Source organism: Streptomyces sp. NPDC090442 (genome assembly GCF_044769405.1).
GTDB lineage: Bacteria > Actinomycetota > Actinomycetes > Streptomycetales > Streptomycetaceae > Streptomyces.
Map to the genome: position 1 here is coordinate 101,422 of NZ_JBIVXW010000012.1, position 23,239 is coordinate 124,660.

At 73.8% G+C, this 23,239-nt stretch carries 18 protein-coding genes; 4 read left to right on the plus strand and 14 right to left on the minus strand.

Annotated elements, in window-relative coordinates:
- Window positions 1–316: 316 nt before the first annotated feature.
- Window positions 317–784 (plus strand): RDD family protein, encoded by a 468-nt coding sequence (locus tag ACIQU6_RS11615; protein ID WP_403481429.1) that lies wholly within the window; start codon window positions 317–319, stop codon window positions 782–784.
- Between the two features lie 237 nt (window positions 785–1,021).
- On the opposite strand, the gene ACIQU6_RS11620 is transcribed toward ACIQU6_RS11615, so the two are convergent.
- The 4 genes from ACIQU6_RS11620 to lipB form a co-directional block, all read right to left on the minus strand.
- Window positions 1,022–1,732: a DUF4191 domain-containing protein gene (locus ACIQU6_RS11620; protein ID WP_403481430.1), complete on the minus strand. Its 711-nt coding sequence runs from the start codon at window positions 1,730–1,732 to the stop codon at window positions 1,022–1,024.
- A gap of 10 nt (window positions 1,733–1,742) precedes the next feature.
- On the minus strand, window positions 1,743–1,958 hold the full coding sequence (locus tag ACIQU6_RS11625; RefSeq protein ID WP_403481431.1) for a hypothetical protein: 216 nt from the start codon (window positions 1,956–1,958) through the stop codon (window positions 1,743–1,745).
- A gap of 223 nt (window positions 1,959–2,181) precedes the next feature.
- The gene (gene lipA, locus ACIQU6_RS11630; protein ID WP_403481432.1) at window positions 2,182–3,132 is read right to left on the minus strand and encodes a lipoyl synthase; all 951 of its coding nucleotides are present in this window, start codon (window positions 3,130–3,132) and stop codon (window positions 2,182–2,184) included.
- Between the two features lie 142 nt (window positions 3,133–3,274).
- Entirely contained in the window at window positions 3,275–4,090 is an 816-nt protein-coding gene (lipB, locus tag ACIQU6_RS11635; RefSeq protein WP_403481433.1) for a lipoyl(octanoyl) transferase LipB, read from the minus strand.
- A 312-nt stretch (window positions 4,091–4,402) separates the two neighbouring features.
- Here lipB and ACIQU6_RS11640 point away from each other — a divergent pair, with 312 nt between their 5' ends.
- The gene (locus tag ACIQU6_RS11640) at window positions 4,403–5,854 is read left to right on the plus strand and encodes a regulator (protein WP_403481434.1); all 1,452 of its coding nucleotides are present in this window, start codon (window positions 4,403–4,405) and stop codon (window positions 5,852–5,854) included.
- Between the two features lie 24 nt (window positions 5,855–5,878).
- On the opposite strand, the gene ACIQU6_RS11645 is transcribed toward ACIQU6_RS11640, so the two are convergent.
- The 3 genes from ACIQU6_RS11645 to ACIQU6_RS11655 all read right to left on the minus strand — a co-directional run bounded on the left by ACIQU6_RS11645 (window position 5,879) and on the right by ACIQU6_RS11655 (window position 8,814).
- Window positions 5,879–7,150, minus strand: a complete 1,272-nt coding sequence (locus tag ACIQU6_RS11645) for an FAD-dependent oxidoreductase (protein ID WP_403481435.1) — start codon at window positions 7,148–7,150, stop codon at window positions 5,879–5,881.
- Window positions 7,151–7,324: 174 nt separating this feature from the next.
- On the minus strand, window positions 7,325–8,218 hold the full coding sequence (locus tag ACIQU6_RS11650) for a TIGR01777 family oxidoreductase (RefSeq protein WP_403481436.1): 894 nt from the start codon (window positions 8,216–8,218) through the stop codon (window positions 7,325–7,327).
- A 77-nt stretch (window positions 8,219–8,295) separates the two neighbouring features.
- Complete coding sequence (locus ACIQU6_RS11655; RefSeq protein ID WP_403481437.1) at window positions 8,296–8,814, minus strand: DUF4240 domain-containing protein; 519 nt, start codon at window positions 8,812–8,814, stop codon at window positions 8,296–8,298.
- 175 nt (window positions 8,815–8,989) lie between these two features.
- Between ACIQU6_RS11655 and ACIQU6_RS11660 the strand changes: the two genes are divergently transcribed.
- Both ACIQU6_RS11660 and ACIQU6_RS11665 read left to right on the plus strand, forming a co-directional pair.
- The gene (locus ACIQU6_RS11660) at window positions 8,990–10,894 is read left to right on the plus strand and encodes a hypothetical protein (protein WP_403481472.1); all 1,905 of its coding nucleotides are present in this window, start codon (window positions 8,990–8,992) and stop codon (window positions 10,892–10,894) included.
- 241 nt (window positions 10,895–11,135) lie between these two features.
- Window positions 11,136–12,035 carry an SDR family oxidoreductase gene (locus ACIQU6_RS11665; protein ID WP_403481473.1) on the plus strand — a complete coding sequence of 300 codons (900 nt, stop codon included), beginning with the start codon at window positions 11,136–11,138 and terminating at the stop codon, window positions 12,033–12,035.
- Here the strand turns inward: ACIQU6_RS11665 and ACIQU6_RS11670 are convergent.
- The 7 genes from ACIQU6_RS11670 to ACIQU6_RS11700 form a co-directional block, all read right to left on the minus strand.
- The gene (locus ACIQU6_RS11670) at window positions 12,032–13,153 is read right to left on the minus strand and encodes a helix-turn-helix transcriptional regulator (protein WP_403481438.1); all 1,122 of its coding nucleotides are present in this window, start codon (window positions 13,151–13,153) and stop codon (window positions 12,032–12,034) included. The two genes, ACIQU6_RS11665 and ACIQU6_RS11670, sit on opposite strands and share 4 nt — an antisense overlap.
- Window positions 13,154–13,375: 222 nt before the next feature.
- Complete coding sequence (aceE, locus tag ACIQU6_RS11675) at window positions 13,376–16,051, minus strand: pyruvate dehydrogenase (acetyl-transferring), homodimeric type (RefSeq protein WP_403481439.1); 2,676 nt, start codon at window positions 16,049–16,051, stop codon at window positions 13,376–13,378.
- Window positions 16,052–16,367: 316 nt separating this feature from the next.
- A complete protein-coding gene (locus ACIQU6_RS11680; RefSeq protein ID WP_403481440.1) occupies window positions 16,368–16,991 on the minus strand; it encodes a GntR family transcriptional regulator in 624 nt (207 codons plus the stop codon).
- A gap of 195 nt (window positions 16,992–17,186) precedes the next feature.
- A complete protein-coding gene (gene sucB / locus ACIQU6_RS11685) occupies window positions 17,187–18,920 on the minus strand; it encodes a 2-oxoglutarate dehydrogenase, E2 component, dihydrolipoamide succinyltransferase (RefSeq protein WP_403481441.1) in 1,734 nt (577 codons plus the stop codon).
- A 53-nt stretch (window positions 18,921–18,973) separates the two neighbouring features.
- Window positions 18,974–20,362 carry a dihydrolipoyl dehydrogenase gene (lpdA, locus tag ACIQU6_RS11690; RefSeq protein ID WP_403481442.1) on the minus strand — a complete coding sequence of 463 codons (1,389 nt, stop codon included), beginning with the start codon at window positions 20,360–20,362 and terminating at the stop codon, window positions 18,974–18,976.
- A 313-nt stretch (window positions 20,363–20,675) separates the two neighbouring features.
- Entirely contained in the window at window positions 20,676–22,220 is a 1,545-nt protein-coding gene (locus ACIQU6_RS11695; protein ID WP_403481443.1) for a leucyl aminopeptidase, read from the minus strand.
- Window positions 22,221–22,409: 189 nt separating this feature from the next.
- Complete coding sequence (locus tag ACIQU6_RS11700; RefSeq protein ID WP_403481444.1) at window positions 22,410–23,216, minus strand: adenosylcobinamide-GDP ribazoletransferase; 807 nt, start codon at window positions 23,214–23,216, stop codon at window positions 22,410–22,412.
- Window positions 23,217–23,239: the final 23 nt, after the last annotated feature.

Consider the following 23,239-nt stretch of genomic DNA (forward strand, 5'->3'; position numbering starts at 1 on the left):
CCGACCATAGGCAGGCGGGATTTCCCAAGCATGACCCATTTGTTTCGCCGAGGTTAACCGGCACGCGGTCGATCTCACCCCCCAGTGTGCGCCTCCGGGAGGCCGCTGCGGCAGCTCAAGAAGGGGCGTTCGCGGGTCGAGAAGGAGCGTTTGCGGTGGCTCGTACGGCAGTTGAGTCGCAGCCCGTGACAGCTCTCTCTGTGGGGCGTTGTGCGCCGTCGACGGATGCGGTGCGGGCAGTGGCGGGGGAGCGGCCGGCGTCGGGTGCGGGAACCCGCCGCCCGGGAAACGTATGCGGTCGCAGTACCGTGGACGGGTGGACAACAGGCAAGCAATCGGATCGTGGATGTCCGGGCCCCGGGCGGCGGCCGAGGACATGGGTGTCGACTTCGGGTACCGCGGGCAACAGCTCGGGCTGCCGGAGGAGGGGCCGGGCTCGATCGCACGGGTCGGCCGGCGCTTCGGCGCGCTCTTCATCGACTGGGCGCTCTGCCTGCTCATCGCGTACGGGCTGCTCAGCGGCGGCAAGGCGCAGTCGACGAGCAACTGGGCGCTGGCGGTCTTCGCGGTGCTGAGCGTGCTGACCGTCGGGACCATCGGCTGCACCCCCGGCAAGCGGCTGCTCGGGCTGCGGGTGGTCGCCGAGGGCGGCGGCCGGATCGGCCTGCTGCGAGTGGTGTTGCGGACGGTGCTGCTGGTGCTGGTGATCCCCGCGGTGATCTGGGACCGGGACGGCCGGGGCCTGCACGACCGACTCAGCCGCTCGGTCCAGGTACGGATCTGACGCACCGCCTTACTGCCCGGACCTGATCCAGGTCCGGGCAGCTGGGTACGGACCTGATCCGCGCGCCCGGCGACGTCCGGCCGACCCGGCGAGACGCCCAGCGCCCCGACGACGAGCGCGGACGCCGACCCGCCCCGCCTCCCCCGCACACATACGTACACACACGTCTGCGCCCCGAGACCGGCCATCGGTCCCGGGGCGCAGACGTGTAGGTGTGTATGTGTACGGGGCAGCGCGTCAGCGCATCTTGCCGCCGCCCTTCGGCATCCGCATGCCCTTGGGCATCGGGCCCTTCGGCACGGGCATGTTGCTCATCAGGTCGCCGAGGGCGCGCAGGCGGTCGTTGACGGTCGTCACCTGGGCGCCGGGGAGGACGCGCGGGAGCTTCAGCAGGTGGGTGCGGAGCTTCTTGAGCGGGACCTGGCCGTCGCCGTCGCCGACGATGACGTCGTGCACCGGGGCGTCCGCGACGGTGCGCGCCATCCGCTTCTTCTCGGCGGCCAGCAGGCCGCGCAGCCGGTTCGGGTTGCCCTCGCCGACCAGGACGATGCCGGCCTTGCCGACGGCGCGGTGCACCACGTCCTGGCTGCGGTTCATCGCGACCGCGGGGGTCACCGTCCAGCCGCGGCCGACGTTCTCCAGGACGGCGGCCGCCGCGCCGGGCTGGCCCTCCATCTGCCCGAAGGCCGCCCGCTCCGCGCGCCGGCCGAAGATGATCGCCATCGCGAGGAACGCCAGGACGAAGCCCAGGACGCCCGCGTAGACGGGGTGGCCGATCAGGAAGCCGATGGCGAGGAGCACGCCGAAGACGACGATGCCCGTGCCAGCGACGACAAGACCGACCTTGGAATCGACCCGACGGGTCATCTTGTAGGTCAGGGCGATCTGCTTCAGCCGCCCGGGGTTCTCAGCGCCGCCAGCGCCGGTTGAGTTTGCCTTCCTCGCCATACAGCGAAGTTTACGTGGCGTGCGGACGGCCGGTGGCCGCGGCCTCCAGGACGTACTCGGCGTCGTACCGGTCCTTGGCGCGGCGGCGGTCCTCCAGGACCGACGTCCAGGCGTTGCGGCGGGCGGTGCGCTGGCCGCCGCGGAGCAGGACGGCCTCAATGGCACGCAGAGCACCGGTGACGGAGGGGATGGGGTGGGCGGTGGCGCGAAGCGGCGCGGCCTCCATGGTGATGGTCTCCCTCGGACGAACGGAAGCGAACAGGGGGCGGGTGGGAGGTGTCGAACGGTGCGTGCATCCATCGTCACCGAAGGGTGTTACCAACGGATGACCTGCCGGTCAAACACCTATGAAACGTTGACGCGGCCCCCACACCCCCCTGCCGGAGGGGAGTGCGGGGCCGCGTCTCCCAAGCATGTGCCACGCTTCACAAGTTGGCGCGCCAGGCGCGTCAAACCGCCTGACTGGACGCCTCGACCTCGCGTCGCTCGATCGCCTGCTGGTACAGGCGGCCGGCGCGGTAGGAGGAGCGGACCAGCGGGCCGGACATGACGCCGGCGTAGCCGATCTCCTCGGCCTCCTCCTTGAGCTCCACGAACTCCTGGGGCTTGACCCAGCGCTCGATGGGGTGGTGGCGCACGGAGGGGCGCAGGTACTGGGTGATCGTGATCAGCTCGCAGCCCGCCTCGTGCAGGTCCTGGAGCGCCTGGCTGATCTCCTCGCGGGTCTCGCCCATGCCCAGGATCAGGTTGGACTTGGTGACCAGGCCGGCCGCGCGGGACTGGGTGATGACGTCCAGCGACCGCTCGTAGCGGAAGCCGGGGCGGATCCGCTTGAAGATCCGCGGGACCGTCTCGACGTTGTGCGCCAGCACCTCGGGGCGGGAGGAGAAGACCTCGGCGAGCTGCTCGGGGATCGCGTTGAAGTCGGGGATGAGGAGCTCGACGCCGGTGTCGGGCATCGCGGCGTGGATCTGGCGGACGGTCTCGGCGTAGAGCCAGGCGCCGCCGTCCTCCAGGTCGTCGCGGGCGACGCCGGTGATGGTGGCGTACTTCAGGCCCATGGTCTGCACGGACTCGGCGACCCGGCGGGGCTCGTCGCGGTCCAGCGCCTGCGGCTTGCCGGTGTCGATCTGGCAGAAGTCGCAGCGGCGGGTGCACTGGTCACCGCCGATGAGGAAGGTCGCCTCGCGGTCCTCCCAGCACTCGAAGATGTTGGGACACCCCGCCTCCTGGCAGACCGTGTGCAGGCCCTCGCTCTTGACCAGGCCCTGGAGGTGGTTGTACTCGGGACCCATTTTCGCCCGGGTCTTGATCCACTCGGGCTTGCGCTCGATGGGGGTCTGGCTGTTGCGGACCTCCAGGCGCAGCATCTTGCGTCCGTCGGGTGCGACTGCGGACACGTCGGCTCCCTAACAACTTCGATTCTTCGGCGTACACCAGGGTACGCCCGTCAATTCGCACGCAGATCCGCGTGCGGGTCGTGCTCGGCCAACCTCCGGGGGGAGGAGGGCATTCCCGCGGGCCGGGCCGCGGGGCGGGGGTTCAGACCGCGCGGGGGAGGAGCTCGGCGTTCTCCAGGACGTCACGCAGGTGTTTCTCGACGACCGGGAGGACCTCGGCGATGGTGATCTCGCGGCCCAACTCGCTGGAGAGCGACGCGACACCGGCGTCCCGGATGCCGCAGGGCACGATCTTGTCGAACGAGGTGGTGTCCGGATTCACATTGAGGGCGAAGCCGTGCATGGTGACGCCCTTGGCGACGCGGATGCCGATGGCGGCCAGCTTGCGGTCCTCGCGGCGTTGACCGGCGTTGGACGGCGCGTACTCGGGGCCGTTCAGCCGCGGGTCGAAGAGCTCGTCGGTGGCCCGCGGGTCGAAGTCGAGCTGGAGGCCGCCCAGGGCCGGCCGTTGCTCGACCGGGTCGCCCAGGACCCACACGCCGCTGCGGCCCTCGACGCGGGTGCCCTCGACGCCGAAGTCGGCGCAGACCCGGATCAGGGCCTCCTCCAGCCGGCGCACGTGCGCGACCACGTCGACCGGGCGCGGCAGCTTCTGGATCGGGTAGCCCACCAGTTGACCGGGGCCGTGCCAGGTGATCTTCCCGCCGCGGTCCACGTCGACGACCGGGGTGCCGTCCAGCGGCCGTTCGTCGTCGGAGGTGCGCCGCCCAGCCGTGTAGACGGCCTGGTGCTCCAGGAGCAGGCAGGTGTCGGGGATCTCGTCGGCGAAGCGGGCGGCGTGGATCCTGCGCTGCTCCTGCCAGGCCGGTTCGTACGCGACGGCGTCCGCCCCGAAGCCCAGACGGACGAAGCGCAGCCCCTCGGGTGTGGGGGTCTCCCCCCGAGAGATCGCAGTCACGGCAGCTCCCCTTCGAACCTTGTCGCAGTTCCATGCGACGTCGCGTGCCTCTTTCGAGGCACTTCCGATTGCCTCTCGCGCCCATGCCACTGTACGGCCGCCGTGTGCGCCCCCAGCACGGGGCCGGTGCGCCGTGCGGCCGCCCACGCGCCTGTGACGTGCTCACACGATCGGATGAACGCGGCTCAGACGCGGCGAGAACGGCGCCGAAGGCCGTTACATTCACGCCGTTCCACAAGGGCGAAGAGCATGCCGGACGGGGTCAGTCGACCCCGGCGGCCCGGCCCGGAAGGCAGGAGACCGGAAAAGCTGATGACGGAACGACCCCCGCACCACACGCCCAATCGGCAGCTCGCCGCGCTCATCGCCGAGGCGGGCTTCTCCAACGCAGGGCTGGCCAGACGGGTTGATCAACTGGGCATCGAGCACGGCCTCGACCTGCGCTACGACAAGACCTCGGTGACGCGTTGGCTGCGCGGGCAGCAGCCCAGAGGCACCACCCCCGCCCTGATCGCGGAGGTCTTCACCCGCCGGCTGGGGCGCCGGCTGTCCGCCCAGGACCTCGGCCTGGACGCCTGTGCGCCGGTGTACGCGGGGCTGGAATTCGCCTCGGTCCCGACCGAGGCGGTGGACATCGTCAGCGGGCTGTGGCGCAAGGACTCCGGCAGCCATGCCGAGCTCCGCAAGATCGCGTTCACCCCGGCCGGGCTGGTGGTGCCGAGCCGGGACTGGCTGATCGGCCGACCCGACGAACGGGTCGCGCACGGCGACCAGTCGGTCGAGGACCGGGTGCCCCTCCAGGGCGGGCGGCTGGCGGTGCCCCGGCAGCGGCAGACCGAGCGGGTGGACCGCGTCCAGGGCAGCCGGGTCACCTCCGGCGACATCGCGGCGCTGCGCTCGGTCGGCGAGCTGTTCCGCGCCCTGGACCACGCCTACGGCGGCGGCCACGCCCGCCAGGCGCTGGTGCGCTATCTGGAGCACGAGGCCGAGCCGATGCTCCGCGGCACCTACGGGGAGGCGGTCGGCCGCCGGCTGTTCGCGGCCGCCGCCGACCTGACCCGGCTGGCCGGCTGGACCTCCTACGACATCGCCGCGCACGGCCTGGCGCAGCGGTACTTCGTGCAGGCGCTGCGGCTCTCCCAGGCCGCCGGGGACCGGGCGTACGGTGCCTACGTCCTGGTGACGATGAGCCGGCAGGCGGTCTATCTGGGGCACGGCAGGGAGGCCGTCCAACTGGCGCGCGTCGCCCAACAGGGCGTCGGCAGCGGCGTCCCGCCCGCCGTGCAGGCGCTGCTGCACGCCGCCGAGGCGCGCGGCCACGGCGTCCTCGGCGAGGTCCGGGCCTGCACGGCCGCGCTGGCCCGCGCCGAACGGGCCCTGGAGAGCGCCCGCCCCGGGGACGACACCCCGTACTGGGCGCGCTTCTTCGACGAGGCACAGCTCGCCGACGAACTCGCGCACTGCCACCGCGATCTCCAGCAGTACCGTGCCGCCTCCCAGCACGCCGAGCGTTCCCTGCAACTGCGCGCCGCCGGGTTCGCCCGCAGCCGGCTGTTCTGCCGGGTGGTGCTGGCCACCGCGCGGCTGGGCCTGGGCGAGCTGGAGCAGGCGTGCACCCTGGGCGCCGAGGCGGCCCTGCAGGCGTCCGAGATGCGGTCGGTGCGGGCGCACGAGTACGTCCGGGACTTCGAGCGCCGGCTGGAGCCGTATCGGGACGCCGCGGCGGTGCGCGGCTACCGGGAGCGGGTGGCGGCCCTGGGGTGAGCGGCGGGCGGTGAGGCGGCCCGGTCACGCCGCCGCCCGTACCGCGTCCGGTTCCGGGCGGGCCGGCAGGCCGAAGTCCTGGAGCAGCGCGCGGGCGGCCCGGCGGCCGGAGCGCAGCGCCCCCTGGAGCGTGCTGGTGTCCCGGTGGTCGCCGCACACGTACAGCCCGGACAGCACCCGCACCGCGCGCTGCGGGTCGTGCGGGACGGCCATCGCGGGCACCGCGTACGGGTCGTGATGGCCCGTCAGCAACTGCCAGTCGTCGCCCCGCACCCCGTAGATCCGGTCGAGTTGCGGCCGGACGGTCTTGTCGAGGGTGTCCAGGGGCAGCGCCGCGGCGGTGCCGAGGACGACCGTGGTGACCAGCGGGCGGCCGGGCGGGGTGCGCGACGGGTCGATCGCGCCGGCCAGGTAGCTGAAGGCGACCGGGCCGTCCGTGGGCAGGATCAGCGCGGTGTCCCGGCCGGGGCCGCCGCGGGCGCCGGCGGGGGCGGCCGCGGTGTGGTGCAGCACCGTCACCGGGTGGAAGGCGGGCAGCCGCAGCCCCGGCAGGAGGCGGGCGGCATCCCGCGCGCCGGTCGCCACCAGCACCGCACGGCACGGTATCCGGCCGTGCTCGCGGGTGCCGACCCCATTGGTGTCGACGGCCGTGACCGTCACCGACGTCCGCACCGTGCCCGGCGGCAGGCCGGCCGCCAGCAGCTCGGGGACGGCGCAGGCGCCGCCCGCCGGGAGCGTCAACCGGCCCTCGGCGAAGGCCCGCAGCACCTGCGCGGCGCCCCGGCCGGAGCCGAGCAGTCGGGGATCGCACAGCAGCGCGCCCAACAGCGGCCGCAGGAAGGTGTCGTGGGTGCGCGGCGGGAACGCCGGGCGGCCGGCCAGCGCGTCGTTGACCGGGCGGTCGGGCGGCGGGGCGGTGGCGGAACGCTCGGTACGGCGGTCGGCGCGCGTGAGGGCGCGCGCCGCGGAGAGTGCGCCCCTTGTGCTCCGCAACGGGCTGATGCGGTGGGTTCGTTGGCCATTGTGCAGGCTCAGGCCGGCCGCGAACGGGCGCAGCGTCAGCTCCGCCAGGCCCGGGGTCCGGCGCAGGGCGGTCGGTGAGACCGCCAGCGGGCGGCCGCAGCGATCCAGGCGGAAGCCGTCCACCTCGTCGGTGACGAACCGGCCGCCGACCCGCGAGGCGGCCTCCAGGACGGTGACCGTGAGCCCGGCCCCGGTCAGATGGCGGGCGGCAGCGAGACCGGCTGGCCCGGCCCCCACGATGACGACGTCGACGGCCGATGCGGTGCGCAGCACATGCCCCTCCCGAGGTCGGTCCCAGCGGCAGCGCACGGATCTCCTGCCCGGTGTGGCCGTCCGGGAAGCCAAGTGGTGTGTCCGAGGACCGTAAGGAGCACCGCGGCCCGGCCGACAGGGGCGCCCTGGGGGCGCGTCGGTGCGCCCCGTTGCCACGCCCCGGCCCCGGCCGCCCTACGACCCCAGGGCGGCGCGCACCGCGTCGGTGATCCGGGGGTGCGCGAAGGCGAATCCGGAGTCCGACAGCCGCCGCGGAACGATCCGTTGGCTGCCGAGCACGTCGCCCGCGAACTCCCCGAGGACCAGCCGCAGCACCGGCGCCGGCACGGTGCACAGCGTCGGGCGGCGCAGCAGATGGCCCATCACCGCCGTCGCCTCCCGGTTGGTGACCGGCTCCGGGGCGGTGAGGTTGACCGGTCCGGACAGCTCCTCGGTGGCCAACAGGTGGCGGAGCGCCGCGAGGTGGTCCCGCAGGGAGATGAAGCTCCAGTATTGGCTGCCGTTGCCGAGCCGGCCGCCCAACCCCATCTGGAAGAGCGGGAAGAGCCGCCCCCAGGCGCCGCCGGAGCGCGCCACGACCAGGCCGGTGCGGGCGAAGACGGTCCGGATGCCGGCGTCCAGCGCGGGCGTCGCGGCGTCCTCCCAGGCCACGCAGAGCTCCGGCAGGAAACCGGTGCCGGCCGGCGCGTCCTCGTCCGTGCGCCGGTCCCCGGTGTCGCCGTAATAGCCGATCGCGCTGCCCGAGACGAAGACCCGCGGCGGGACGTCCAGCGCGGCCAGCGCGGTGGCCAGCGTCCGGGTGCCCAACACCCGGCTGTCGCGCAGCTCTTGCTTGTACGCGGCGGTCCAGCGGTGGTCGGCGACGCCCGCCCCGGCGAGGTGGACCACCGCCTCGCAGCCGGCCAGCGCGGCCGGGTCGAGCCGCCGCCCCTTGGGGTCCCAGGCCACCTCGTCGGCGGCCGCCGGCTGCCGGCGGACGAGCCGGACGACGTCGTGGCCGTCCGCGCGCAGGTTACGGACGAGGGGTGCCCCGATGAGTCCGGTCGAGCCGGTGATCGCGATCCGCATGGGGTCATCCTGCCCGCAACTCCGGGCGGCACGGGGGAGGGCGGGCCCCAGGGCGCTGCTGACGGGTCGGAAGCGCCCTAGCGACGGAAGCGGTCCCACAGTCGCGGGAGGCGCTCGGCCAGGGCCGCGTCGTCCTCGATGTCGACGTAGGGGCCGAGCGGTTCGGGCGGCGGTGGGGGCAGGCCGAGGTCGGGCAGGTCGGTGCCGGTCAGTTGCTCGTACGCCTCGTCGGCCGCGTAGCCCAGGTCCTCGGCGTCGCCGTCGGCGTCCTCGTCGAAGTCGGGCAGCAGGGCGGCGAGGTGGTCCGGGTCGTGCAGCGCGCCCTCGAAGGCGTGCCGGCCCCGGCCGATCAGCCAGCAGCGGAAGGCGTCGAAGGCGTCGTCGCTGGCGCCGTCCAGCAGCACCGCGGCGGCCGCCCACAGGTCCCAGGTGTACGCCCGGTTGTAGCGCGCCTCGAAGTGCCGGGCGAAGTCCAGCACCCGGTCCGGGTCGAGGCGGAGCAGCCGGTCGACCAGCGCGTCGGCCTGCTCCTCGGGGTCGCCCGCGGAGTCCGCGCGGGAGCCGTCGATCAGCTCCCAGAACTCCGTCTCGTCCATCACCGCTCCAGCATCGGTCCTGGCGCCGCGGCCCGCACGCGGAGTGCCCCCGGGGCCCGCGGGGCGGTGACCGGGCCGGGACTCCCTCGTTGTGTGGCATGCAACGACGGCAGACCAGACCACCAGAAATCCCCCCTCCCACTCCCACTCCGTGAAGGGCGCTCCCGCCATGCCCATGGACGAACGCACCCGGGCCGAGGTCGAACGCGCCGAGGCGGCCCTCGTCGAGCACTACCCGCACCTGGTCCGCCTCGCCTACCTCGTCCTGCCCCCGTCGATGGGCCGCCACCGCAAGGTCCTCACCGCGCACGGCCTGGTGCAGCGGGCGCTGCCGTGGCGGGTGCCGCGCCGGCGGGCCGGGGCGCTGCCGGCCCAGCGCGGCCCGCACGCCGCCGGCTCCGGCTACGAGCTGGTGCGGCAGCGGACCCTGGAGCTGGCGCTCGCCTACGAGCAGCGGCAGCGGCCCGCGGTGCTGCTGCCGACGGTGCCGTTCGTGTGGGGGCTGCGGCTCTTCCCGCGGGCTGGCGGCGCCGACGAACTCGCCCTGGACCAGGCGCTGTCGGCCGCCCCCGCCGCCGTAAGGGCCGCGATGGGGCTGTGGCACCTGGAGGGGCTGGAGGCGGACGCGGCGCGCGCCGTGCTGGCGCGGGCCGGGGTGCCGGATCCGGACGCGGCGCAGCGGGCGGCCGGCCAACTGGACCGGCGGACCGGGGCCGGCGCCGCCGCGCTGCTGAACTCGGCGGAGTTCGACCCCTGCACGGTGCAGGCCCGACCGACGGACCTGCTGCGCCGCCGGCAACGGGTGCGGGCGACGGCCGCGTTGGCGGCGGTACTGGCGGCCGGGGTGGTCGCGCTGGCGCTGCCCGACGGCCGGCCCGGGCGCGGGCCCGTGTCCACCGCGGCCCAACAGGCCCTGGACTCCGGGCGCCTGCTGCGGGCGCCCAACGAGCAGTGGGCGCGCACCTCCCGGGTGGACTTCACCGCCTGGCCGCCGCGCGGCCGCGAGGCCGGCGACCGGCAGTTGCTGGCCCGGGCGTTGCAGGTCTGGGCCGCGCCGCCGCCCGGCACCCGGATCGTCGCGGCCGCGGACACCTCCACCAGGCCGCCGGCCGCCCCGCCCCGGCTGCTGTACGCCGGCCTGATCGACAACGTCATGGTGGTGGTCTTCCACGACGGCGAGCGGCTGGTGCGCTACGCCGAACCGGCCGACGCCACGCCCACCCTGCACTTCGCCCGGGTCGACGGCGCCGACCTCGCCGCCGCCGGCGGCCTGGTGATCGGCCGCGGCAACGGCTGGCTGCGGTACCTCATCGCGCCCTGGGTCGCCGACGTCGCCACCCGGGACCTGCTCGCCCCCGACGCCCCGTCGCGCGGGCTGCACCTGGCCCCGGACGGCGTCACCGACCGGATCCCGCTGCCGCCCGCGGACGACGCCGCCTGCGGGCACTGGCCGGTGGCCGCGTTCCGCTCCTCGCCGCGGCTCGACGACCGCCGCTCCTTCCTGGTGACCGACCTCGGCGACCTGGCGCCGGTGCACCTGACGTATCTGGGGCCGTCGACGGCCGGCGGCCCGGGCGGCCCGGGGGAGGCCACCGGGGGCCCCGCGCTGCGCAGTTGGGCCCGCACCGCGTGCACCCTGCGGTCGCTGCGCGGCACCGGCGTACGGGCCGTCAACAACTGGGCCTACGCGCAGCAGGGCCTCCCCGAGGGCGGCGGCACCGCGAGCTGGGTGTGCAACCGCGCCGACACCTGGCGCGGCCCCGGTCGGGTCATGCTCCAGTTCCAGCCGCCCGCCGCCGGGCCGGCCGACCCGGGGCGGATCGTCGGGCGGGAGGTCGACACGGCGGTGTGCAGCCCGTTCGGCCGGGACGTGCTCGGCGACGTCCACTGGCGGGCGAAGTCCGGGAAGTGGTACGTGCTCGCGGCGGGCAGCAGCGACGTGGCCGGGATCGACGTGACCGGCGGGGTGCGGGCCACGGCCGACGCGACGGCGCTGGCGGCCCCGGCCGCGTCGAACGCCCCGGCGCGGGTCACCGGGCGGCTGCGGGACGGCCGACCGCTGCGGGCGCTGTGGCCGTAGCGGCTCGGAGCGGTCGGCCGTCCCCGCCGGATTCCCCCAGCCCAGCCAATCCCGACAGAAGGTGTCGGGATTGGCTGTCAGCGTTGCCGCGTACGACCACACAGCACGCGACAGCGAGGAGCGACACGTGACGACGCAGGACAGGACGGCGGGGCAGGCACCGGGCGGGCGGCAGCCCGGCGGCGAGCTGACCGGCAAGGTGGCGCTGGTCGCTGGGGCGACCCGGGGCGCGGGGCGGGCGATGGCCGTCGAACTGGGCCGCGCCGGCGCGCTGGTGTACGTCACCGGGCGCACCACCCGGGACTCGGCCAGCGAGGTCGGCCGGCCCACGGAGACCATCGAGGAGACCGCGGAGCTGGTGACCGCAGCAGGAGAGGCGGCCCGTAGGGCCGCCGGCAAGGGTGGTGGTGGGCGACGGGCGGTGGGCACCGGGATCGCGGTGCCCACCGACCACCTGGAGCCGGATCAGGTCAGGGCGCTGGTCGAGCGCATCGACCGCGAACAGGGCCGGCTGGACCTGCTGGTGAACAGCGTCTGGGGTGGCGACCGGCTGATCCAGTTCGACACCAAGGTGTGGGACCTGGACCTGGCGAACGGGCTGCGGATGTTCCGGCTCGGCATCGACACCCACGTCATCACCAGCCACTTCGCGCTGCCGCTGCTGATCCGGCGGCCCGGCGGGCTGGTCATCGAAGTCACCGACGGCACCGTGGAGTTCAACCGCACCTACCGCAACAGCCTCTGCTTCGACGTCACCAAGAACGTCCCGCACCGGATCGCCTTCGGGCTCGCCAGCGAGCTCAAGGAGTACGGCGGCACGGCGGTCTCGCTCACCCCGGGCTTCCTGCGCTCCGAGGAGATGCTGGACTACTTCGGCGTCACCGAGGCGACCTGGCGCGACGCGATCGCCAAGGAGCCGCACTTCGCCATCGCCGAGTCTCCTGTGCTCATCGGCCGCGCGGTGCGGGCGCTGGCCGCCGACCCGGACCGGGCCCGCTGGTCCGGACAGTCGCTGTCCAGCGGCCAGTTGGCGAGGGAGTACGACTTCACCGACGCCGACGGCTCGCGGCCGGACGCCGACCGCTACTTCGCGGAGGTGGTCATGGGCGGCCGGAACGCGACCGAGGAGGACTACCGCTAGGGCGGAGCGGAGGCGGGGGAGTCGTCGGCGGGCCGCCCGGTGGTGGGCTCCCGTGCGGGGTCGTAGAGCGCGGCGGCGCGGCGGGCGGCCGCGGCGCACCGCTCCCGCAGCCCGGAGGGCGCCAGCACCTCGCCCTCCGGGCCGAGCGAGAGGAGCTGGGCGTAGGCGACCTCCTCGGACTCCACGGCGAGGGTGACCGTCAGCCGCCCCCGCGCGTCGGGACCGCCGTCGGCCGCCGCCCGCTCCACGGCCGCCCGGGCCGCGGCCGGCTCGGTGACGTACGGCAGTTGCCGCACGCCGCGGGGGGTGAGCCGGAGCACCACCTCCTCGCGCAGCAGCGACCGCCGGAACTGCTCGGCCCGCTCGGCCCAGAACGCGGGCAGGTCGAACTCCGGATCGCGGACGAAGCGGCCGGAGTCCACCGGGCCGGAGGGCGCCGTCGGCCCGCTCGGGCCCGCCGGCAGGAGCGGCTCGGCCGCGGTGAAGCGGTCGAGGCGGTAGACCCGGAAGCCGGTCCGGGGCGGGCCGCCGGCGTCCGCCGCGTCGCCCGCGGGTGCGGCCCGGGCCGCCAAGTACCAGACGCCGGCCTTGAGTACGAGGCCGTAGGGCTCCAGCTCGCGGGCCACCTCGTCCTCCGCCCGGAGGTAGCGGACCGTCAGCCGGCGGTCGTCCCACACCGCGTCGGCGATCACCGGCAGCAGCTCGGGCGTCTCGGGATCGTGGTACCAGCGCGGCGCGTCCAGATGGAACCGCTGGGCGGCGCCGGACGCGGCGTCCCGCAGCTCCGGCAGCAGCGCGGCGGACACCTTCAGCCGGGCCGCGGAGGCGACGTCGGCCAACCCCATCTCCCGCAGCGCGGAGGGCACTCCGGACAGGAAGAGCGCCTCCGCCTCACTGCGACCGAGGCCGGTCAGCCGGGTGCGGTACCCGCCTATCAGGCGGTAGCCCCCGGCCCGACCGCGGTCGGCGTAGACGGGCACCCCGGCCTCCGAGAGCGAGAGCACGTCCCGGGCGACCGTGCGCTCCGAGACCTCCAGCTCCCGCGCCAGCTCGCCGGCCGTCATCGACGGTCGGGACTGGAGCAGCAACACCATTCTGATCAGCCGCGCGGCACGCATGCATCCATCATGCGCGGCACCACTGACACCCCCCGCCGACCTGGGACGGGAAGCGGGAGGAAGGAAAGATCCCGTACGGAGACCCCGGGCGCGGTGGGTGGTCTCCGTACGGGAGCGGATGGGCGGGCGGCGCCCGGTGTCGGCCGGGGCCGCCCGCGTCAGGGGCCCTCGCCGCGCGCGGCGGCTCCGGAGGAGCGGCCATGCGCAGCGAGGGACCGGCCCTCAGAGCCCGTAGCGCTCGCGGGCCTCCTTGACCTTCTCCGGCTTGACGTCCCCGCGCCGGGCGAGGGCCGCCAGCGCCTGGACGACCACCGACTGCGGGTCGACGCCGAAGTGGCGGCGGGCCGCCTCCCGGGTGTCGGACAGGCCGAAGCCGTCCGTCCCGATGGAGACCCAGTCCTGCTCGACCCACGGGGCGATCTGGTCCGGTACCGCCCGCATCCAGTCGCTCACCGCGACGACGGGGCCGGGCGCACCGGCCAGCGCACGGGTCACGTACGGGATCCGGTCCTCGCCCTCCAGACGGGCCGCGTCGCACTCCAGGGCGTCCCGGCGGAGCTCCGTCCAGGACGGCGCGGACCACACGTCGGCGGCCACGCCCCAGTCGGCGGCGAGCAGTTGCTGCGCCTCCAGGGCCCAGTGGATCGCGGTGCCGGAGGCCAGCAGCTGGAGCCGGGGCGTCTCGGCGCCCTCGGCGGCGGTGGCCTCCTGGAAGCGGTAGAGGCCCTTGAGGATGCCCTCCTCGACGCCCTCCGGCATCGCCGGCTGCACCTTGGTCTCGTTGTAGACCGTCAGGTAGTAGAAGACGTCCTCGGCGTCCGGACCGTACATCCGGCGCAGGCCCTCCTTGACGATCACCGCGACCTCGTAGGCGAACGCGGGGTCGTAGGAGAGCGCCGCCGGGTTGGTGGAGGCGATCAGGTGCGAGTGGCCGTCGGCGTGCTGGAGGCCCTCGCCGGTCATCGTCGTCCGGCCCGCGGTGGCGCCGATCACGAAGCCGCGGCCCAACTGGTCGGCGAGCGCCCAGAACTGGTCGGCGGTCCGCTGCCAGCCGAACATCGAGTAGAAGATGTAGAACGGGATCATCGGCTCGCCGTGCGTCGCGTACGACGTGGCGGCGGCGGTGAAGTCGGCGAGCGAACCGGCCTCGGTGATCCCCTCGTTGAGGATCTGGCCGTCCTTGGCCTCCTTGTACCAGAGCAACTGGTCCCGGTCGACCGGGTCGTACGTCGCGCCCTTGGGGGAGTACAGGCCGGCGGTCGGGAAGAGCGACTCCATGCCGAAGGTACGGGCCTCGTCGGGGACGATCGGGACCCAGCGCCTGCCGGTCTCCTTGTCCCGCATCAGGTCCTTGACCAGCCGGACGAACGCCATGGTGGTGGCGATCTCCTGGCTGCCCGAGCCCTTCTTCAGCGCGTCGAACGCCTTGTCCGCGGGGAGCGGCAGCGGCTTGGCCACGACCTTGCGGGCCGGCGCCGGGCCGCCGAGGGCGGCGCGGCGGGCGCGCAGGTACCGCATCTCGGGGGAGTCCTCGGCCGGGCGCCAGTACGGCACCAGGTCGCCCTCCAACGCGCTGTCCGGGATGGGGAGTTCGAGCAGGTCCCGCATGGTGCGGAACTCCGCCATCGTCAGCTTCTTCATCTGGTGGTTGGCGTTGCGGGACTCGAAGCCCGCGCCGAGGGTGTAGCCCTTGACGGTCTGCGCCAGGACGACCGTCGGCGCACCCTTGTGCTCGACGGCGGCCTTGTAGGCGGCGTACACCTTGCGCGGCTCGTGGCCGGCGCGGGAGGTCTGGAACAGCTCCAGCAGCTTGGCGTCGGAGAACCTCGCGCCGATCGCCTTGAGGGCGTCGCCGGCGCCGAAGAAGTGCTCGCGCAGGTAGGCGGCGTCCCGGGTGGCGTAGGTCTGGAACTGCGCGTCCGGGGTCTCGCGCAGCCGCTGGAGCACCACGCCGTCGGTGTCGAGCGCGAAGACCTCGTCCCACGCCTCGCCCCACAGGGCCTTGACGACGTTCCAGCCGGCGGCGCGGAACTGGGCCTCCAGCTCCTGCACGATCTTGAAGTTGGGGCGGACCGGGCCGTCCAGGCGCTGCAGGTTGCAGTTGATGACGAAGGTCAGGTTGTCCAGACCCTCGCGGCCGGCGAGCGCCAGTGCGGCGGTCGACTCCGGCTCGTCCATCTCGCCGTCGCCGAGGAACGCCCACACGTGCGAGTTGGCGGTGTCCTTGATGCCGCGGTGCTCCAGGTAGCGGTTGAAGCGCGCCTGGTAGATCGCGGAGAGCGGGCCGAGGCCCATGGAGACGGTGGGGAACTCCCACAGCCAGGGCAGCCGCCGCGGGTGCGGGTACGAGGGCAGGCCCTCGCCGCCGGCCTCCTGGCGGAAGTGGTCGAGCTGCTCCTCGTCCAGCCGGCCTTCGAGGAAGGCGCGGGCGTAGATGCCGGGGGAGGCGTGGCCCTGGATGTAGAGCTGGTCGCCGGACCCGTCGGTCTCCTTGCCGCGGAAGAAGTGCTGGAAGCCGGTCTCGTACAGCCAGGCCGCCGAGGCGAAGGTCGCGATGTGGCCGCCCAGGCCCAGCTTGGAGCCGCGGGTGACCATCGCGGCCGCGTTCCAGCGGTTCCAGGCGGTGATGCGGGCCTCCATGGCCTCGTCACCGGGGAACTCCGGCTGCGCGGAGGTCGGGATGGTGTTGACGTAGTCCGACTCCAGCAGGGACGGCAGCTCGCCGCCCTCGGCGCGCGCGGTGTGCTCCAGCGCCCGGCGCATCAGGTACGCGGCGCGATGCGGGCCCGCTGCCTTGGTGACGGCGTCCAGCGACTCGCGCCACTCGGCCGTCTCCTCGGGATCGCGGTCCGGGAGTTGGTCGAGCTGGCTGTACGGCAGGCGCACGGGATCGGGCATGGGTGGCCCCTTTCCGGACGGGTGGGAATGCGAGTTCGGCAGGCATTCGGCAGGCAGGGGTGTCGCGCCCCGGTCATCGACGATAACTCCGTGATCGATGATCGATCAATGTGGATCGAGAGAAAAACCGCAGGTCGGCACGGGGTGTCGCAATTCGGGGCACTCCGTGCCAGCTCCGGAGCCCGCCTCCGTTACGCCCCGGAGCGCCGCCGCCACACCCCGGAACCGATGGCCCGCCGCTCGCCGCCCGGACACGACGAAGCGGCCCCGCCGCACACCCGCGGGACCGCTGCGGCTCGACGTCTTCCCTGGCGCCTCAGACCCTCGGCGCGCAGCTCAGCACGTGCGCCTTCAGCAGCGCCCCGATCCGCGGGTCGCGCCGCCGGAACGCGTCCACCAACTCCTGGTGGTCCTGGGCGTGCGAGCGCGGCTCCGGGCTGAACCAGCGGATCGACAGCGTCGTCCACACCTCCACGCCCAGCGACTCCCAGGTGTGCAGCAGCACCGCGTTCCCGGCCGCCCGCACGATCTCCCGGTGGAAGGCCACGGTGTGCCGCACCTGCGCCTCGCCGTCGCCGGCCGCGTCCGCCTCCCGCAGCGCCGCCACCTCGCGCTCCAGCGCCGCGGTGTCCCCCGCGAGCCGGCCGGCCGCCAACTCCGCGGCCACCTGCTCCAGTCCGGCCCGGACCGGGTAGCTCTCCTTGAGGTCGTCCGCGGTGAGGTTGCGGACCCGGACGCCCTTGTTCGGCGCCGACTCGATCAGTTGGAGCGACTCCAGCTCCCGCAGCGCCTCCCTGACCGGTGTCTGACTGACCTCCAGCTCCACCGCGATCCGCCGCTCGACGATCCGCTCGCCCGGCTGCCAACGACCGCTGACGATGCCCTCCAGGATGTGCTCGCGGATCTGCTCGCGCAGCGAGTGGACGACGGGCGGGGTCATGACGTGCTCCTTCAGAGCGGGTGGGGCCGCGAGGCGTGCTGTGGCCATTATCGCCGGCGGCGGGCGCGCGAAAGGGCCGGCCCCGACCCGTCGTGACGAGTCGGGGCCGGCCCCTTGTCCAACTACCGCTTCCCCGGGGGGAGTCGGCGGTCAGTGGTGATCCTCACTCAACTCCGGGGGAGTGAGTGCCGGGTGTCAGAGACCGATCTCGGTCTCGAACTCCGCGGCCTCCAGGATCTGCTTGACCGTGGTCAGGTAGCGGGCGGCGTCGGCGCCGTCCACCAGACGGTGGTCGTAGGAGAGCGCGAGGTAGGTCATGTCGCGCACCGCGATGGTCTCGCCCAGGTCCGGGTGGTTGATGACCACCGGACGCTTGACGGTGGCACCGATGCCCAGGATGCCGACCTGGTTCGGCGGCACGATGACCGTGTCGAACAGGGCGCCGCGCGAACCGGTGTTGCTGATGGTGAAGGTCGCGCCGGACAGCTCGTCCGGGGTGATCTTGTTGGCGCGGACCTTGCCCGCCAGCTCCGCCGTCTTACGGGCGATGCCGGCGATGTTCAGGTCGCCCGCGCCCTTGATGACCGGGGTCATCAGGCCCTTCTCCGCGTCCACCGCGATACCGACGTTCTCGGTGTCGAAGTAGGAGATGGTGCCCTCGTCCTCGTTGATCCGGGCGTTGACGACCGGGTGGGCCTTCAGCGCCTGGACGGCGGCCTTGACGAAGAACGGCATCGGGGAGAGCTTGACGCCCTCGCGCTGCGCGAACGCGTCCTTGGCCTTGTTGCGCATCCGCATGATCGCGGTGATGTCCACCTCGACCACGGTGGTGAGCTGCGCCTGGCCGTGCAGGGCCTTCATCATGTTGTCGCCGATGACCTTGCGCATCCGCGGCATCTTGACGGTCTGACCGCGCAGCGGCGACGCCTCGATGACCGGGGCACCCTTGGCCGGCGCAGCGGCGGCGGCCGGGGCGGCCGGGGCCGGGGTGGCGGCCTTCAGCGCCTCGGCGGCGGCGATGACGTCCTGCTTGCGGATCCGGCCACCGACACCGGTGCCCTTGACCGTGGCGAGGTTGACACCGTTCTCCGCGGCCAGCTTGCGCACCAGCGGGGTGACGTAGGCGCCGTCCGCCTCACCGGCCGCCGGGGCGGGGGTGACGGGGGCGGGCGCGACCGGAGCCGGCGCCGGCGCGGGGGCCGGAGCCGGAGCGGCAGCGACCGGAGCCGGGGCGGGCGCCGGAGCCGGGGCGGCAGCGGGCGCCGGGGCGGGCGCGGGCGCGGCGGCCGGGGCCGGAGCGGCCGGGGCGGGGGCGGCGGCCGGGGCCGCGCCCTTGGCGCCGATGACCGCCAGCTTGGCGCCGACCTCAGCGGTCTCGTCCTCGCCCACGAGGATCTCCAGCAGGGTGCCGGAGGTCGGGGCCGGGATCTCGGTGTCGACCTTGTCGGTGGACACCTCCAGCAGGGGCTCGTCCTCCGCGACCTCCTCGCCGACCTCCTTCAGCCAGCGGGTCACGGTGCCCTCGGTGACGCTCTCGCCGAGCGCCGGGAGCAGGACGTCGGTGCCCTCGGCGCCACCCGCGGGGGCGGCGGCGGGGGCCTCGGCCACCGGGGCCGGGGTCGGCTCGGGCTGTGCGGCCGGGGCCGGGGCCTCGGCGGCGGCCGGAGCCGGGGCAGCGGCGGGGGCGCCGGTGCCGTCGTCGATGATGGCCAGCTCGGCGCCGACCTCCACCGTCTCGTCCTCGGCCACCTTGATGGAGGCCAGCACACCCGAAGTCGGGGCCGGGATCTCGGTGTCGACCTTGTCGGTCGACACCTCCAGCAGCGGCTCGTCGGCCTCGACGCGCTCGCCCTCGGCCTTCAGCCAACGGGTGACGGTGCCCTCGGTGACGCTCTCGCCGAGCGCCGGCAGGGTTACGGAAACCGCCATGGTTTCAGTTGCTCCTATCGCAAGTACGGATGTGGTCGCGCCCGGGACTGGGGTCAGTCGTGGGAGTGGAGGGGCTTGCCGGCCAGGGCCAGGTGGGCCTCGCCGAGCGCCTCGTTCTGCGTCGGGTGCGCGTGGATGAGCTGCGCAACCTCGGCCGGCAGGGCTTCCCAGTTGTAGACAAGCTGGGCCTCGCCGACCTGCTCGCCCATACGGTCACCGACCATGTGGACGCCGACCACGGCACCGTCCTTGACCTGGACGAGCTTGATCTCGCCCGCGGTCTTGAGGATCTTGCTCTTGCCGTTGCCCGCCAGGTTGTACTTCAGCGCAACGACCTTGTCCGCGCCGTACAGCTCCTTGGCCTTGGCCTCGGTGATGCCCACCGACGCGACCTCGGGGTGGCAGTACGTGACGCGCGGGACGCCGTCGTAGTCGATCGGGACGACCTTCTGGCCGGCCAGTCGCTCCGCCACCAGCATGCCCTCGGCGAAGCCGACGTGTGCGAGCTGGAGGGTCGGGACGAGGTCACCGACGGCCGAGACGGTCGGCACGTTGGTCTGCATGTACTCGTCGACGAGGACGTAGCCGCGGTCCATCGCGACGCCCTGCTCCTCGTAGCCGAGACCGGCGGAGACCGGGCCGCGGCCGATGGCGACCAGCAGCACCTCGGCCTCGAAGGTCTTGCCGTCGGCGAGGGTGACCTTGACGCCGTCGGCGGTGTACTCGGCCTTGTCGAAGAAGGTGCCGAGGTTGAACTTGATGCCCCGCTTGCGGAAGGCCCGCTCCAGCAGCTTGGAGCTGTTCTCGTCCTCGACCGGGACGAGGTGCTTGAGGCCCTCGATGACGGTGACGTCGGTGCCGAAGGACTTCCACGCCGAGGCGAACTCGACGCCGATCACGCCGCCGCCCAGGATGATGGCCGACTTCGGGACGCGGTCCAGCGTGAGCGCGTGGTCCGAGGAGATGATGCGGTTGCCGTCGATCTCCAGGCCCGGCAGCGACTTGGGCACGGAGCCGGTCGCGAGCAGGACGTGACGGCCCTGGACCTGCTGGCCGTTGACCGCGACCGAGGTCGGGGAGGACAGCCGGCCCTCGCCCTCGATGTAGGTCACCTTGCGGGAGGCGACGAGACCCTGGAGACCCTTGTACAGGCCCGAGATGACCTCGTCCTTGTACTTGTGGACGCCCTCGATGTCGATGCCCTCGAAGGAGGTCTTGACACCGAACTGGTCGGCCTCGCGGGCCTGGTCGGCGATCTCACCGGCGTGCAGCAGAGCCTTCGTGGGGATGCAGCCGTTGTGCAGGCAGGTGCCGCCCAGCTTGTTCTTCTCGATCAGGGCGACGTCGAGACCAAGCTGCGCCCCGCGCAGGGCAGCGGCGTAACCACCGCTACCGCCTCCGAGGATCACTAGGTCGAAAACGGTGCTGGCGTCGTTCGCCACGTCACGTCCTCCATGCATGGGTGCGCCGGAGCCGGTCCACGACGACCGGATCGCGGCTGTTGTTCGGCCGCTTTAACTTCGGCCCTGGGTAAGGGGGGCCCTGTCCTGCCGAGAACCCATCTTCGCACTTGTTCAACGAAGGCGGGACGCGGGGCCGGGCTCCGGGCGGCGGATCGGCCGCTTCATCGGGGTTACTCGTACGTACTCACGTGCGGATTTCGTTCAGGGCGAACACGCTTCGCCGCCAGCGTACCGACGGCCCCGGGCGCGGCGGACCCGGGGCCGTACTGGTGCGGTGGACCGGGGAGCCCGGTCAGCCGAGGTCGCCCTCGGCGGTGTGCTCGGCCAGCCGCAGCAGGGTGCGGACCGCGGAGCCGGTGCCGCCCTTGGGGGTGTAGCCCCAGGGCGCGCCCTCGTGGAAGGCCGGTCCGGCGATGTCCAGGTGGGCCCAGGCGATGCCCTCGCCGACGAACTCCTTCAGGAAGAGGCCGGCGACCAGGCCGCCGCCCATCCGGTCGCCCATGTTGGCGAGGTCGGCCACCGGGGAGTCCATCCCCTTGCGGAGGTGGCCGGGCATCGGCATCGGCCAGGAGTCCTCGCCGACCTCCTCGGCGATCTCGTGGAGCGCGGTGCGGAAGGCGTCGTCGTTGGCCATGATCCCGAAGTGGCGGTGGCCCAGCGCCAGCACCATCGCCCCGGTCAGCGTCGCCACGTCCACGATCGCGTCCGGCGCCTCCTCGGAGGCCCGGGTCAGCGCGTCGGCCAGGACCAGCCGGCCCTCGGCGTCGGTGTTGAGCACCTCGACGGTCTTGCCGCTGTACATCGTCAGGACGTCGCCGGGGCGGGTGGCGTTGCCGGACGGCATGTTCTCGGCGAGCGCCAGCCAGCCGGTGACGTTCACCGGGAGGTCCAGCCTGGCGGCGGCCACCACCGTGGCGAAGACCGCCGCGGCGCCGCTCATGTCGCACTTCATCGTCTCGTTGTGGCCGGCCGGCTTGAGCGAGATGCCGCCCGAGTCGTAGGTGATGCCCTTGCCGACCAGCGCCAGCGTCTTCTCGGCGGCGGCGTGCGTGTGCGCGATCCGCACCAGCCGCGGCGGCGCCTCCGAGCCCTGGCCGACGCCCATCAGGCCGCCGTAGCCGCCCTTCTTGAGCGCCTTCTCGTCCAGCACCTCGACGGTGAGGCCGAACTCCTTGGCGGCGGCCTGGGCCTGGGCCGCGAACTCCTTGGGGTCCAGGGCGTTGGAGGGCATGTTGATCAGGTCGCGGGCGCGGTTCATCTCCGCGGCCACCACCTGGGCGCGCTCCGCGGCGGCCTTGAACTCCTTGTCCCGCGGCTTGCCGCCGAGGACCGTGACCTCGGCCAGCGGCGCCGACTTGGCGTCGCTCTTCTTGCCCTTGGCGCCCTTGCCGGCGCCGTTGTCGCCGCGGAACGCGGTGAAGGTGTACGCGCCGAGCAGGGCGCCCTCGCCCACCGCGGCGGCCGCGCCGGCGTCCGCCGTCGGCAGCGCGAAGGCGGCCTTCTTGGTGCCGGTCAGCGCCCGGGCCGCGCTGCCCGCCGCGCGCCGCAGCGCCTCGTGGTCGTGGTCCTCGCCCTTGGCCGGGGCCTCGCCCAGGCCGACCGCCAGCACGACCGGCGCCTTGATGCCGTCGGCCGCCGGGAGCTTGGTCACCTCGCCCTCGGCACCACTCGCGCCGAGGGTCTCCAGCACGGCGGCCAACTTGCCGCCGAACGCCTTGTCCACGGCCTCGGCGCCGGGGGCCACCACGACGCCCTTGGCGCCCTTGGCCACGCCGACGACGACGACATCCGCACGCACCGTTGCGGCGGAAGAAGAACTGAGGGTCAGTGCAGTCACGGTGATGAAGGTCCTGTTCCGTCAGGGGTTTCCGTATGTGCGCATGTGCGCTGCTGCGGCCGAGCCTACGCTCGGCCGGCCCGTCGGGCAGGGCCGGTTACGGCACCGGGACCTGAGGGGTGGCCGGCCGTCGGTGCGGCGATGCGGCCAAGTCACCCTGGAAAAAGGGGAGTTGAGGGTGCGTGCGGTTCAGTCGAGGGTGAGGAGGACCAGGGCGGTCAGGCCGGCGGTCTCCGCCAGGGCGCCGAAGACATCGCCGGTCACCCCGCCGAACCGGCGCCGGCAGTGCCGCAGCAGCAGTTCCCCGGCGGCCAGTCCCGCCAGCGCGGCAAGTCCCGCGTGCAGCGCGCCGGACGGGGCGCCGACGCCCGCGCCGAGCGCCGCGCAGCCGAGCGCCACCAGCGCCGCGCACCCCGCGGCGAACGGCACCGGCACGGCCCCGGCGACCGCCGCGCCCAGCCCCTCCGGGCGGGCCGCCGGCACCCCCGCCCGGGAGGCCAGGGTCAGCGCCGCGCGGGCGACGACCGCCGCCACCACCGCGCCGGCCGCGCCGGCCGCCCACCCCGCCGCGTACAGCCCGGACAGCGCGGCCACCTGGGCGAGCAGGGCGAACAGCAGGGTGATGACGCCGAACGGCCCGATGTCGGACCGCTTCATGATGCGCAGCGCCTCCTCGGCGGGCTTGCCGCTGCCCAGCCCGTCGGCGGTGTCCGCGAGCCCGTCCAGATGCAGGCCCCGGGTGAGCACCGCGGGCACCACCGCGCTGCCGACCGCGGCCAACAGCGGCCCGCCGCCGAGCAGCAGCACCAACCCGCCCAGTGCCGCCGCGCCCAGGCCGACGACCAGCCCGGCCACCGGCGCGCACAGCATCCCGCCGCGCGCCGCGGCCCGGTCCCAGCGGGTCACCCGCACCGGCAGCACGGTCAGCGTGCCGAACGCGAAGCGCAGCGCGTCGACGGGGGAGGCGGCGGGGGGCGGGGGAGCGGTGTCGGTCACCGCGGCAGGGTACCCGGGGCGGA